Here is a 13,126-nt window from a genome sequence, read left to right as displayed (position 1 = left end):
GCGAGACTGCGCTTACACTTGCGATCCGGCTGCGTTGTCCCTAAAGCCGTGCCTGAACGACGAAAGTTACACCAATGCCATCTCTTCCCCAGGACAAGCTCGACGCGCTCGAGACGCGGTTTCAGTATGTCGAGGCGGCGCTGTCTGGTGGCGCCGGACCGGATGAGTTTGTTAAGTTCTCCAAGGAACATGCCGAGTTGGCGCCGATCGTCGGCGAGATCCGCGCCTATAACAAGGCGCTGAGCGATCGGGCCGAGGCCGAAGCGCTGCTCAAGAGCGGCGACAAGGACATGGTCGAGATGGCCGAAGCCGAGATCGCCGAGCTGGACGAGACGATCGAGCGGCTGTTCCAGGCCGTGCGCATCCTGCTGCTGCCCAAGGACGAAGCCGACGAGAAATCGATCATCCTCGAAATCCGTGGCGGCACCGGCGGCGACGAGGCGGCTCTGTTCGCCGGCGACCTGTTCCGCATGTATGAGCGCTACGCCGCCAATCACGGCTGGAAGGTCACCGTGATGGAGGAAAGCCCCGGCGAAATGGGGGGCTTCAAGGAAATCATCGCCAATGTTTCGGGCAAGGGCGTCTATGCCCGGATGAAGTTCGAAAGCGGCGTGCACCGCGTGCAGCGGGTGCCCGCCACGGAAGGCTCAGGCCGTATCCATACGTCGGCCGCGACGGTGGCCGTGCTGCCGGAAGTGGAAGACATCGACATCGAAATCCGCAACGAGGATATCCGCATCGATACGATGCGGGCCTCGGGCGCTGGCGGGCAGCACGTCAACACCACCGACTCGGCGGTGCGCATCACCCATCTGCCCACCGGGCTGGTGGTGACCTCGGCGATGAAGAGCCAGCACCAGAACCGGGCCCAGGCGATGATCGTGCTGCGCTCGCGGCTCTACGAAATGCAGCGCGAGGAACGCGACAGTGCCCGCTCAGCCGAGCGCAAGGGGCAGGTGGGGTCGGGCGATCGCTCGGAGCGCATCCGCACCTACAATTTCCCGCAGGGCCGTGTCACCGACCACCGCATCAACCTCACGCTCTATAAGCTCGACAAGGTCATATCAGGCGAAGCGCTGGATGAACTGATCGAAGCGCTGATCACCGAAAGCCAGGCCGGCCAATTGGCGGCGATGGAGCAGGCCAACTGAGCGAGGCACCAAAGCTTGGAGCGCTGTGGCGCGGCTGGCGCGATGTGCTGAGCCGGCAGGGTTTCGAGACGGCGGCACTCGACGCCAAGCTGCTGACCCAGCACGCTCTGGGCCTCAACGCGCTGGAGCTGGCGACGCGCGAGAATGAACCCGTCGACGAGGCCGGAGCTGTGATGATCGTCGAACTGGTGCGCCGGCGCATGACCGGCGAGTCGGTGGCGCGGATCATCGGCGAACGCGAATTCTACGGTCTCGCGTTTGCGCTTAACGCGGCAACGCTTGAGCCGCGTCCGGAGACTGAATTGCTGGTCGATCTGGCACTCGGCGCCCTGCCTGCTGGCGGGCGGCTGCTCGATCTCGGAACCGGAACGGGCTGTATCCCGATCGCGATCCTGGCCAACCAGCCCGACGCAACGGCCGCAGCGGTGGATCTGAGCGCCAAAGCGCTAGCCGCAGCAAAAGGCAACGCGCAACGGCACGGTGTTGCTGGACGGATTGAGTTCTTGCTGGGTAGTTGGTTTGAACCGCTGCTCACCTCTCCCTTTGGGGGAGAGGTAGACCCCCTTGGGTCGGGCGAGGGGGTCTACCCCACGCGCCGAGCCGAGAAAAGGCCCCCTCACCCGTCGCTACGCGCCGACCTCGCCCCCGAAGGGAGAGGTGAAGGAGGGTTCGATCTTATCGTCTCCAATCCGCCCTATATCACCTCCGCCGTGGTTGAAACGCTGGCTCCCGAGGTCAAGGATTTCGATCCCCGTCTTGCGCTTGATGGTGGACCTGACGGCTTGGCGCCTTACCGCGTCATCGCGGCCCAAGCGGTGGGCTGGCTGAAGCCCGACGGACGCATTCTGGTGGAGATCGGCCACGATCAGGGTGCGGCGGTGAGCGCGCTGTTTCTCGAAGCCGGCTACGAAGCCGTCGACGTTCATAAAGATCTTGCCGGCCTTGACCGTGTTGTATCGGCGCACCATGTTGAGGACAGTCACGCGCAGGCCTGAGGGGCCGCGCATTTAATGCTGGCAAAGCGGGCGCGAACCATATAGTTTGATCGTGCTGTCAACGGCGCTTCATGAGCGCCACGGCGACAATGCCACCCGACACTTCCGGAAGCTGCAGACGCAGCGCGGTTTCAGCCGAGGCTGAAACGACGCAGGAAAAGTTCGGAGCGCCGTCCGACGGTTTCGGTCTTCATGAAGCCAGATAGAGCCCCATTTGCGAGGACGCGATCTTCGCGGGGAGTGGCCCGACCAGGCACAGTGCCGGTCCGCCACCAGTGTGACGCTTATTTTTCTAGAGTTAGATAAAGCGACCAGATGAGACCCAATAACAATCAGAATAACAAGAACCGTCAGCGGGGCCGGAACGGCGGGCGCAAGCACGTCAATCCGCTGTCGCGCAATTTTGAGAGCAATGGCCCCGATGTGAAGGTGCGCGGCAACGCTGCCCATATCGCGGAGAAATATCTCCAACTGGCCCGCGACGCGCAATCGAGCGGCGACTCGGTCATGGCGGAGAATTATCTCCAGCATGCTGAGCATTATTTCCGCATCGTTTCCAGCGCCCAGCAGGCCCAGAACGGCCAGCGCCCCGAGGGCCAGGATGATGGCGATTTCGACGATGATATGCCCGAGATGAACTCGCGCTTTTCCTCGCCGCAGCCTCAGCCGCAGCAGCAATATGTGCAGCCTGAAGGCGACGAGCAGCCCGATGGCGAGCAGCCTCGTCAGCAGGGCGAGCATCGTCCGCCGCGGCAGGACCGCCAGGATGGCGATCGCCAGCAGCGTCAGGATCGTGGCGACCGCCGGGACCGGCAGGACCGTCAGCGGCCGCAGCCCGTCGAGGGTGAGGTTGCAGCAGCGGCCGCACCGCAGGCAGCCGCCCAGGGTGAAGAAGCGGCTCCCGCCGTTGAAGCCGTGGCCGCCGAAGGCGAGACCCGTAAGCCCCGCGAGCGTCGTCCGCGCCGCCGTCGCCCGGCGGGGGGCGATGCCGGCGATCTGGCTGGCGCCGACCAGCCCGATGTCGGCGAATTGCCTGCCTTCCTCACCGCGGGAACCAGTAACGCCGCGGAATAGGCGAAACGGATATTGCGAAAGGCCGGGCAGCAATGCCCGGCCTTTCGTTTTAAGCGCAGAGACGTGGGGGCATCGCCTGTCCGACGGCCTGCTGCGCGTCACGCGTCGTGCCAAGGCCGTAACGCGCCAGCACCGCGTCGAGCCACAGACCCGGCGTACCCTGAGGTCGCTGGTGCGGTGCGAAGGGCAGCATGACGGCTTCCAGTTCTTCCATGACATCGAGCAGGGCGTCGCGCTCGGTCGGCGTGAGCTCGGGGCGGCGCCCTTCGTCGGTCATGACGAGGACAGCGGCGCGGCGACAGGTCTTGGTAATGGCATGGTGGGCGTCGCCGTAGCGCAGGCAGACGCCATAGCCGCCGTCGATCCAGTCATTCCATTCGGCTCGAGCTGATGCCTGGGCGGCGGCTGCATCGAACCGCCCGGTCGCGAAGACCTGGGCGTAACCCAGTGGAGCCTGCGGTTCCAATGGAAGGCGCGTGACGAAATCAGCCACGAATCGGGCCTCGAACCGCGCCGACGCATCGACGGGCGACAGGCCGCGGCTGCGACGGATCCACCATGCGGCAGCAGGGGAGTACCAGTGCGTCGGCTCGCCATGCGGGGCGGCACCATGGGGGCCGCCGATGGGGCTCGAGAATGCGCCATTGGGCCAGATCGTATAGATCGGCTGGGGGATGGCGCGCGCGGCGATCAGCGCCGCCACCTCGGCGGGAGAGACGCCGCCGAGCCTGGCCAAGTCGTCCAACTGCACGAAGTAGCGATCGAGATAGGTTTGCAGCGCGACACTATCGGACATGGGCCATTTGCTCCGGCTGGATTGTTGTAGCTCATGATGGGTCAGCTTTGGAGAGGCAACAAGCGCCGACGTGTTCGTCTTATCCCCGCCCGAAGGAGTGGCAGTGGATGGGAGGCATAGCCACCACCCGCTGCCGACACGCCCGCATCCCCAAGCACCGCCCGTCACGTCAGGGCTTGACCCGAGGGCTCTACACTTGCCGAGCGCCGAGCTAGTGCAGTCCCCTCGGGTCAAGCCCGAGGGTGACGATCGAGGATGAAGCAACATCCCGCGCCGCCCACAGGGCCACACCTCCCCCTTGATGGGGGAGGCCGGGAGGGGGGCCAAGCACACGAAACTGTGCCCCTTATCCCCACCCCCCAAAACCTGTGCCATCCTCCTCCCATCATTCCGGAATGACGGGCGGCGCTGCAGCGACCTGCGGCCGGGGTGGTGCCGGGAGCGTGCGTCGCTGCATGCTTAGGTCCGAGCAGCGGCCGGTCGGGGCGAGCGTTCCCGGTCCGCGACTCCGCGTGTTGTTCCAAAAACCGGCAACCCCGAGGCGACCAGCGTCTCATATAAAATTACTTACGGGGCGATGGCCGCTTCGGGGGCCGTCCGTTCTTGATAACCGCAATCCAGGCGGTGCATCGGCACGTCCGCATACTGGAGCGTATCGCGTTTGATCACCCCGCCCCCGAGGTCTACGAGTGGTTTCGAACGACGCGACGCGCCTCTATCCCACTCTCGCCATGAGCGCCCCTTTTCGCTCGGCATTTGGTCCCCATATATGCTCTCGTGATGGAGCAGCGCCGCGTGTCGGGCGTTTCATCAGACGACGCTTCCGCCGCATGTTTTGGTGCCTTCGGGGCCGGGCAGCGGGCGAGACCAGGAGAGTTGCATGAATATCGAAAAATACACCGAGCGGGCCCGGGGCTTTATCCAGAGTGCGCAGACGATCGCGCTGGGCAAAGGGCATCAGCAGTTCGCTCCCATCCACCTGCTCAAGGTGCTGCTCGACGACGACCAGGGCATGGCCAATGGCCTGATCGAGCGCGCCGGGGGTGATCCCAAGGCCGCGCGCGCTGCTGTCGAGGCGGCCCTTGCCAAAATTCCATCCGTATCCGGCGACGGCTCGCAGCTTTATCTGAGCCGCGAACTGGCGCGCGTGTTCGACACCGCCGAAAGCGCGGCGCAGAAGGCCGGCGATTCCTATGTGACGGTCGAGCGCCTGCTGCTGGCCCTGGTGGTCGAGAAGGACACTGACGCAGGCAAGATTCTGTCGTCGGCCGGCGTTACGCCGCAGGCGCTCAATCAGGCCATCGAAGCCATCCGCAAAGGGCGCAATGCGGATTCCGCGACGGCCGAGAACAGCTATGACGCGCTCAAGAAATATGCGCGCGACCTCACCCAGGATGTTCGCGAAGGCAAGCTCGATCCGGTGATCGGCCGCGACGAAGAGATTCGCCGCACCATCCAGGTGCTGAGCCGGCGCACCAAGAACAACCCGGTCCTCATCGGCGAGCCCGGCGTCGGCAAGACTGCCATCGCCGAAGGCCTGGCCATCCGCATCGTCAATGGCGACGTGCCGGAGTCGCTCAAGAACAAGTCGCTGCTGTCGCTCGACATGGGCGCGCTGATTGCCGGTGCGAAGTATCGCGGCGAGTTCGAGGAACGGCTGAAGTCGGTGCTCTCGGAAGTGACGGCGGCCGAGGGCCAGATCATCCTGTTCATCGACGAGATGCACACGCTGGTTGGTGCCGGCAAGGCGGATGGCGCCATGGACGCGTCCAACCTGCTGAAGCCTGCTTTGGCGCGCGGTGAACTCCATTGCGTCGGCGCGACGACACTCGACGAGTATCGCAAGCATGTGGAGAAGGACGCGGCGCTGGCCCGTCGCTTCCAGCCCGTCTTCGTCGACGAGCCGACAGTGGAAGACACCATCTCGATTCTGCGCGGCCTCAAGGAAAAGTACGAGCTGCATCACGGCATCCGGATCTCGGATTCGGCGCTGGTGAGTGCGGCAACCCTGAGCAACCGCTACATCACGGACCGCTTCCTGCCAGACAAGGCCATCGACCTGATGGACGAGGCGGCAGCGCGGTTGCGCATGGCCGTCGACAGCAAGCCCGAGGCGCTGGACGAACTCGATCGCCGCATCATGCAGCTCAAGATCGAGCGCGAAGCGCTGCGCAAGGAAGAGGATGACGGCTCCAAGACGCGGCTGGGCCGGCTCGAAGGCGAGCTTGCCGACCTTGAAGAGCAGGCGCAGAGCCTCTCGACCAAGTGGCATGCCGAAAAGGAACGCATCCAGGGCGGTCAGAAGCTCAAGGAAGAGCTCGACGCGGCGCGCAGCCAACTCGAAATTGCCCAGCGCTCCGGGGATCTCGCCAAGGCCGGCGAGCTGGCCTATGGCGTCATCCCCGAGCTTGAGAAGAAGATCAAGACATCGGAAGACCCCAATGGCGACGGCAAGATCGATCCGTTGATGGCCGAAGAGGTGGTGACACCCAGTCACATTGCGCAAGTGGTCTCTCGTTGGACCGGCATTCCAGTCGACCGCATGCTGGAAGGTGAGCGCGAGAAGCTGCTGCATATGGAAGACTCGCTGGGTGCCCGCGTGATTGGTCAGGCCGAGGCTGTTGCTGCGGTGGCCAAAGCCGTGCGCCGCTCGCGGGCCGGGCTGCAGGATCCGAACCGGCCAATCGGCTCGTTCATGTTCCTGGGGCCGACCGGCGTCGGCAAGACCGAGCTGACCAAGAGCCTCGCCCAGTTCCTGTTCGATGACGAGACCGCCATGGTCCGGCTCGACATGAGCGAGTTCATGGAAAAGCACTCGGTGGCCCGGCTGATCGGCGCGCCTCCCGGCTATGTCGGCTATGACGAAGGGGGCGTGCTGACCGAAGCGGTGCGGCGCCGGCCCTATCAGGTCGTGCTGTTTGACGAGATCGAGAAGGCGCACCCTGACGTGTTCAACGTCCTGCTGCAGGTACTCGATGACGGGCGGCTGACGGACGGGCAGGGGCGTACGGTGGATTTCCGCAACACAGTGATCATCCTGACCTCCAACCTGGGCGCCGAATATCTCGTCGACCTCAAGGACGGGGATTCGGTGGAGTTGGTGCGCGGCAAGGTGCTTGATATGGTCAAGGCGGCGTTCCGGCCGGAATTCCTCAACCGCATCGACGAGATCCTGCTGTTCCACCGGCTTGGCCGTGAGCATATGGGCGCCATTGTCGATATCCAGTTCGGGCGGCTCGAAAAGCTGCTGAAGGATCGCGATATCGTCCTCGAGCTGACGCCCAAGGCGCGCGATTGGCTCGCCAATGAAGGCTACGATCCGGCCTATGGTGCGCGGCCGCTCAAGCGGGTGATCCAGCGCGCCGTGCAGGATGGGCTGGCCGAGGAAATTCTCGGCGGCCGCGTCAGCGATGGCAGCCGTGTGGTGGTCGATGCCAATGATGACGGCATCGTGCTGCTGCCGGGCGGCGCGGCCGAAGCAGACGCCGCGGCGTAACAAACGTAAAGGCCGGTCTCGCGACCGGCCTTTGTCTATTCGGCTTCGCCGAGCCGGATGAGCGCGTCCTCGGCCTTGGTGTTGCCGCCCGCCGCCGCCTCCCGGTAGATTTCGATTGCCCGGTCGAGATCGACAGTCACGCCCTGGCCGTTCTCATAGAGGTCCCCGAGCAGGAACTGGCCATAGGCATTGCCCGAGCTGGCCGATTTGCTGATCCATTTCAGCGCCTGGCTGTCGTCCTGCTCGACCCCCAGCCCCTGAGCGTAGAGGTTGCCGATATTGGCCTGGGCCATGCTCGAACCGGCAGCGGCGGCCTTGCGGTACCATTCCATCGCCAGGTCGAGGTCCATGTCGATGCCCTCGCCAATCTCGTAGCTGACGGCCAGGCTGTTCATGCCGCCGGCATCGCCCTTTTCCGCCGCACTCATGAAGAGCTGGGTGGCGCGTTCGTCGTTTTCCGGCACGCCCAAGCCATCGGCATAGAGCATGCCGAGATTGACCTCGGCCACCGGCAACCCCTGCTTGCTTGCCGCGGCATAGAATTTGGCGGCGCGCGCCTTGTCCTCCGGCACGCCCTGGCCACGCTCATAGCTGACGCCGAGGCTGTTCTGAGCCGGCGCGAACCCGGCCGTGGCCGATGCCTTGAGCAGTTCTATGGCGCGGGCCTCGTCGACCTCTATACCACCCAGGCCATCGATCAGGATATCGCCGAGCAATTGCTGAGCCAGCGCATTACCCGCTTCGGCAGCCGGCTCCAGTAGCGCCTGCGCCTCCTCGTATTCACCATAGTAATAGTGGATGCGCGCCAGCCAGGCCATGGCGTCGGTCGCATCGGGATTGGCTGAGATCGCATCATTACAAACTTCTTCGGCCTCCGCCAGACGGGCATCGGCGAGATCGACGCCGGTGTCGCGATGGCCGGCTTCATAGGGGCTGGCAACGAGCGCGCCGCATTCATCGACTTCGTCGGCCAATGCCGGAATTGCTGGCACAAGGCAGAGCAGTGCCGCGGCGAAAACGCGGCGCGCCCGGTGCGTCGGTGAAGGTGTCGTGATCATGCCGGTGGGCTCCTTAGCGTTGGCGTCGTGGTCAGCCTAGCGCAGGAACGATCGCCTTGCACCGCACGTTTGGCTCATTCCGGCTTGCACGTTGACCCATGACGGTGTAGAACAAATAGAGAACATATGGATCACTGATATGACCGACAAGATTGACTATGTAGAGTTCCCCTCGACCAATCGCGGGCTGACCAGCGCGTTCTTTCGGGCGGCGTTCGGTTGGGGAATCGTGAGCTATGGGCCCGACTATGACGGGCTAGACAATGCCGGCATTGATGGCGGAATCGACCAGGCTGCCAACAAGGTAGCGGCGACGATGGCGATCGTGCGCACCGATGATCTTGATGGCGCGGAACGGCGCGTATTGGCGGCGGGTGGAACGATCACCAAGGCGCAGTTCGACTTTCCCGGCGGGAGACGCTTCCACTTCCGCGAGCCAGGCGGAAACGAGATGGCGGTATGGACGGCGCGCGAATAGTCTTCAGCGGATAAACAGAAACCCGAGTCGGGCATGACCCAGGATATTGCCGCGCCGCAGAACCGCCGTTTCGTGCTGATCGCGGCGATCCTCGCTTCGAGCATGGGCTTCATCGACGGCTCGGTGATTTCAATCGCTATCCCTGCCATTCGCGCCGATCTGGGCGCTACGCTGGCCGACGCGCAATGGGTAAGCAATGGCTACCTGCTGTTCCTGTCGGCATTGATCCTGCTGGGCGGCGCGGCCGGCGATCGGTTCGGACTGCGCAAGACCTTTGGTGCCGGGATCGTGGTGTTCGTGGTGGCCTCGATCGTCTGCGCGCTGGCGCCGACGCCTCTCGTGCTGGTGGTGGCGCGTGCCATTCAGGGCGCGGGTGCGGCCTTCATGGTGCCGGGGAGTCTCGCCATCATCGCCAAGGCTTATCCCCGCGAGGAGCGTGGCCGCGCCATCGGCATCTGGGCGACAGCATCGTCATTGACCTCGATCGGGGGACCGATCATCGGCGGGTTCGTGCTGACGGCTTTGGGGGACTGGAGCTGGCGGCTGGTGTTCGCGGTCAACCTGCCACTGGGTGCTGCGGCGCTGGCGCTGCTCTGGTTCAAGGTGGCGCCGGACAAGCCGGAAGAGGGACGGCGACTGGATGCGGTTGGGGCAGTACTGGCGACGCTTTCCTTGATGCTCATCGCCTATGGTCTCACTGGCGACGGCAGCGAAAGTGTGCCGCCGTTGTCCCATACGGCCATCTGGTCCGGCGCCGGCCTCTTGCTGGCAGTGGTCTTTCTCGTCTGGGAGGCCCGGACCAAGGCGCCGATGCTGCCACTGCGCCTGTTCGCCAATATGGGGTTTTCGGGAGCCAATGGCCTGACCTTTGCGCTCTATTTCGCCTTGGGCGGCACGATGTTCTTCCTGCCCATGACCATGATCGGCGGCTGGGGAGAGTCGCCGGCCACGGTGTCGCTGGCCTTCCTGCCGCTGGGCATTATCCTGACGGCGCTGTCTTCGTTCAGCGGCCGATGGGCCGACCGCTACGGACCCGGGCCCTTGATCGCGGCGGGATCGTTGATCGTTGCCGCCGGCTTTATGGCATTGGGCCTGACAGCGCCGATGCATAACGTCTGGATCGCGGTGTTGCCATCAGTAGCCTTGCTGGGATTGGGCATGGGTCTTGTCGTATCGCCGCTTTCGACGGCGGTCATGACCTCTGTCGAGGATAGTGACACCGGCGTCGCCTCGGGTGTCAACAATGCGGTGGCACGCGTGGCCGGCCTCGTGGCCGTGGCGCTTCTGGGCGTCGTTGTTGCCTCGGTGTTCGAGCGGGCTCTTGGCAGCGCGGCTGAGTTGCCTATCTTTTTCGGGCTTCCGGCCGAGGGGCTGGATGCGGAACAGGAAGCGTTGCGGACCGGTGCGACCGACGCGGCATTTGCTGCGGTCGCCTATGTGACCGCCGCCTTGAGCGTCATATCGGCGGGGATCGCCTGGGTGACGCTGGAGCGCAAGCTGGGCTAGTTGGCGGTCGCCACAGCCACCGGCGCAGGATCGCGGGCCATCAGATCGTTGATCTGGGCCATGGTTTCCTGGAATGCCGGCTCATACTGTTGGGCCAGAACATTGTCCTTGGGCAGCTTGACGCTGAGCGGATCGACCAGGTTGCCGTTGATCTTGATCTCGAAATGCAAGTGCGGGCCGGTGGATTGGCCCGTTGAACCGACATAGCCGATGATCTGGCCCTGGCGCACGGTGCTGCCCACGCCCAGGCCGTCGACATAGCGCGACATGTGGCCATAAGCAGTTTCGTAACCGTTGACGTGCCTGATCTCGACCTTGTTGCCGTAGCCGGACTGCCACTTGTAATATTCGATGACGCCATCGCCGGCGGCATAGATCGGCGTGCCCGAGCGTGCGGCAAGGTCGACGCCGGTATGCAGCTTGCGCGTCTTGAAGATGGGGTGGATGCGATAGCCGAAGCGCGAGCGCAGGGTGCCGCCGCCTTCGAGCGGCCGGCGGGTCAGGAAGCGCTTGCCGGTCTCGCCGTTGGGATCGTAGAAATCGACGACGCCGTCATCAGTGCCGAAGCGGTAGAGCTGCCGAGTGGTCGAGCCTAGCGTGAGACCGACATAAAGCAGTTCGGTACGGCCCTCGGCATCGGGCGCGGTTTCCAGAATCTCGATGGAATCGCCGGCGGCGATCTTCTTGGTCATATCCACGTCATAGGCGAACATGCCGATGATGCGCTCGATGGTGGCATCGTCCAGGTCATGCTTGCGGCCGGTCTCCCAGATGGAGCGGTAGACGCTGGGCAGGTTGGCGACGTTGACCTCTTCGGTGTCTTCGTCGGGAAATTCGATTTCGGCCGGCGCTAGGCCGAGCACATATTGTCCCTTGTCGGTGAGGGCTACCGTGGCCCGATGCACGTCCACATTGGCGGCATCGTCATGCAGATAGATGCTCATGCGATAGGGAATGAGCGAATTCGAGGTGCGCGACGGTCCGAACAGAATGCGCAGGCGCGCGCCGGTCGGCAGATCGGTCGACGGGAAGACGTTTTGCAGCGTTCCCTCGATGGCGGCAACCATGGCTTCGGTAAAGCCGTTGCGGCGCAGCACGTCGTCAAGCGCCGTGCGCTCCTTCATAGTGAGAATGCGTTCCGACCGACCAAGCGCGGCGTCGGCGGCGCGGGTGGTTTTGGGAACGACGGTCACGTTCTCGGCGATGCCGCCAAGCGTACCGCTTTCGGTGGCAAGGCCCAGGTCGCGCACCGTCGGACCGAGCGCGGCATAGGCCAGGGTCGGTGCAGCAGCGTCATCATAGAATGTCGCCTCGACGGCACTTCGTACATATTCGGCGGCGGACTGGTCGGAGATGGCGGTGGGCGGCACGAAGGTCATCGGCATGGCGGCCAGGCGTACGGCGACTTCGCCCTCGACCTCGGCGCCATAGACATCGGTGTTGATCTCGGGCGCGCCCGGGCTGGCGGTTATTGGCTGGGTCGCATTGAGAATGGCCACCGGATCGTAATCTGGCGCGTCTTCCGACAATGAGGTCGCCGCGGTAGCCAGCGTGGCGCGGATGCGCACGAAGGGCTGGTTGCGGATCATGTCGCGGCCATCGACCGTTTCGCGGATGGAGGCTTCGATGATCTCGAGATCGGAGCGCGTCGCTGTTACCGGGCGCACGCGGGAAGACTTGGCCGACATGTCGGTGGGGGCCAGCGCCTCGGGTTCGGGTCGCGAGAGCTGCAACGCCTCGTATGCGGTCGAGAAGGTGTCCTGCCCCTGGAAGGAAACATAGAGCGCGGCGCCCATCAGCAGCACGCTGGTCAGGCCGGTCATCACCGTACCGGTGAGCCAGGCAAAACTGAGTTCGCGACCGTGCGGGATTTCACCGTCCGTCGATTGCATCGTGAGCGCCGGGCTGTCTTCAAAGCCCGTAGCCTTCAGCAATGCGGCGTGGCGGTTTCTTTGCGCTGCGTTCAACGCCCCATCCTTTGGTGTCTTGCGGCAGGTCCCCAGCAACCGGTCTTAGCCAGTTTTGGCACGCGCTTACGCGTAACGCGCTCGTATGTGCGCGCGGAGTCTATATCAATCCGTCCGCCGTATCTAAGGAAAATACGGCGAAACTGCGTATGGGAGGTCCGGGTGGCCCAGCGCATCCTGGCAAACGGGCCGGCTGCGCGCGTTAGGCTCACCGTCTTTCAAGCCGTCGTAGCGGGCTGCCCTGTATAGAGAGGAAGAGAAATCTTTCTCGCACTGGGTACCATCGGAGCATGGGAAGCGTTCAATCGGGTCCGTTGCGGCCGAGTCAGCCTGGAACGGCCATGCTGCAGTGCGGATTCGGTACCGCGGCCACTGCTTTCGCCCGGGCCATTGAAATATCTCGGAAATTTCCCATATTGGTCGTCTCGACCGGAAAGCCCCGAAATCACTGGTGGTTCAGTCGAGTTTTCCACACGGCCAAATCACCCAAAATCAGAAAATGACGTTTTTGTCGTTTTGGGGGGTTTACAGCAAAATGGGTCGCCCCTATAACCCGCTCATCGCTGAAGAGCGCGGCGCCAAACGGCGGCGGGCACGGAAGCAAG

The 13,126-nt window shown here is 63.9% G+C and carries 9 protein-coding genes; 6 read left to right on the top strand and 3 right to left on the bottom strand.

What is annotated here, in order from left to right; translation table 11 throughout:
• Positions 1 to 74 precede the first annotated feature (74 nt).
• The 3 genes from prfA to MF606_RS18290 all read left to right on the top strand — a co-directional run bounded on the left by prfA (position 75) and on the right by MF606_RS18290 (position 3,220).
• On the top strand, positions 75 to 1,151 hold the full coding sequence (gene prfA, locus MF606_RS18300; protein WP_240230757.1) for a peptide chain release factor 1: 1,077 nt from the start codon (positions 75 to 77) through the stop codon (positions 1,149 to 1,151).
• Positions 1,124 to 2,146: a N5-glutamine methyltransferase family protein gene (locus MF606_RS18295; protein ID WP_338084461.1), complete on the top strand. Its 1,023-nt coding sequence runs from the start codon at positions 1,124 to 1,126 to the stop codon at positions 2,144 to 2,146. The genes prfA and MF606_RS18295 overlap by 28 nt, the downstream gene beginning before the upstream one ends.
• A gap of 315 nt (positions 2,147 to 2,461) precedes the next feature.
• Complete coding sequence (locus MF606_RS18290; protein ID WP_240230755.1) at positions 2,462 to 3,220, top strand: DUF4167 domain-containing protein; 759 nt, start codon at positions 2,462 to 2,464, stop codon at positions 3,218 to 3,220.
• A 49-nt stretch (positions 3,221 to 3,269) separates the two neighbouring features.
• On the opposite strand, the gene MF606_RS18285 is transcribed toward MF606_RS18290, so the two are convergent.
• A complete protein-coding gene (locus tag MF606_RS18285) occupies positions 3,270 to 4,016 on the bottom strand; it encodes a DUF6058 family natural product biosynthesis protein (protein WP_240230754.1) in 747 nt (248 codons plus the stop codon).
• An 880-nt stretch (positions 4,017 to 4,896) separates the two neighbouring features.
• Here MF606_RS18285 and clpB point away from each other — a divergent pair.
• On the top strand, positions 4,897 to 7,512 hold the full coding sequence (gene clpB, locus MF606_RS18280) for an ATP-dependent chaperone ClpB (RefSeq protein WP_240230753.1): 2,616 nt from the start codon (positions 4,897 to 4,899) through the stop codon (positions 7,510 to 7,512).
• Between the two features lie 35 nt (positions 7,513 to 7,547).
• On the opposite strand, the gene MF606_RS18275 is transcribed toward clpB, so the two are convergent.
• Complete coding sequence (locus MF606_RS18275; RefSeq protein ID WP_240230752.1) at positions 7,548 to 8,570, bottom strand: tetratricopeptide repeat protein; 1,023 nt, start codon at positions 8,568 to 8,570, stop codon at positions 7,548 to 7,550.
• Between the two features lie 139 nt (positions 8,571 to 8,709).
• Here MF606_RS18275 and MF606_RS18270 point away from each other — a divergent pair, with 139 nt between their 5' ends.
• A complete protein-coding gene (locus tag MF606_RS18270) occupies positions 8,710 to 9,048 on the top strand; it encodes a VOC family protein (protein ID WP_240230751.1) in 339 nt (112 codons plus the stop codon).
• Between the two features lie 33 nt (positions 9,049 to 9,081).
• Complete coding sequence (locus tag MF606_RS18265) at positions 9,082 to 10,554, top strand: MFS transporter (RefSeq protein WP_240230750.1); 1,473 nt, start codon at positions 9,082 to 9,084, stop codon at positions 10,552 to 10,554.
• On the opposite strand, the gene MF606_RS18260 is transcribed toward MF606_RS18265, so the two are convergent.
• Complete coding sequence (locus MF606_RS18260) at positions 10,551 to 12,446, bottom strand: M23 family metallopeptidase (protein ID WP_240230749.1); 1,896 nt, start codon at positions 12,444 to 12,446, stop codon at positions 10,551 to 10,553. The two genes, MF606_RS18265 and MF606_RS18260, sit on opposite strands and share 4 nt — an antisense overlap.
• Between the last annotated feature and the right edge of the window lie 680 nt (positions 12,447 to 13,126).

Origin of the sequence: Devosia lacusdianchii (assembly GCF_022429625.1) — a bacterium.
Taxonomy (GTDB): domain Bacteria; phylum Pseudomonadota; class Alphaproteobacteria; order Rhizobiales; family Devosiaceae; genus Devosia; species Devosia lacusdianchii.
This window is presented reverse-complemented; position numbering and strand designations above follow the sequence as displayed.

Bases quoted from the DNA above. Each gene is read 5' to 3' on its own strand.
- prfA (WP_240230757.1), top strand. From the start codon at position 75: ATGCCATCTCTTCCCCAGGACAAGCTCGACGCGCTCGAGACGCGGTTT.
- MF606_RS18290 (WP_240230755.1), top strand. From the start codon at position 2,462: ATGAGACCCAATAACAATCAGAATAACAAGAACCGTCAGCGGGGCCGG.
- MF606_RS18285 (WP_240230754.1), bottom strand. From the start codon at position 4,016: ATGTCCGATAGTGTCGCGCTGCAAACCTATCTCGATCGCTACTTCGTG.
- clpB (WP_240230753.1), top strand. From the start codon at position 4,897: ATGAATATCGAAAAATACACCGAGCGGGCCCGGGGCTTTATCCAGAGT.
- MF606_RS18275 (WP_240230752.1), bottom strand. From the start codon at position 8,570: ATGATCACGACACCTTCACCGACGCACCGGGCGCGCCGCGTTTTCGCC.
- MF606_RS18270 (WP_240230751.1), top strand. From the start codon at position 8,710: ATGACCGACAAGATTGACTATGTAGAGTTCCCCTCGACCAATCGCGGG.
- MF606_RS18265 (WP_240230750.1), top strand. From the start codon at position 9,082: ATGACCCAGGATATTGCCGCGCCGCAGAACCGCCGTTTCGTGCTGATC.
- MF606_RS18260 (WP_240230749.1), bottom strand. From the start codon at position 12,446: ATGCAATCGACGGACGGTGAAATCCCGCACGGTCGCGAACTCAGTTTT.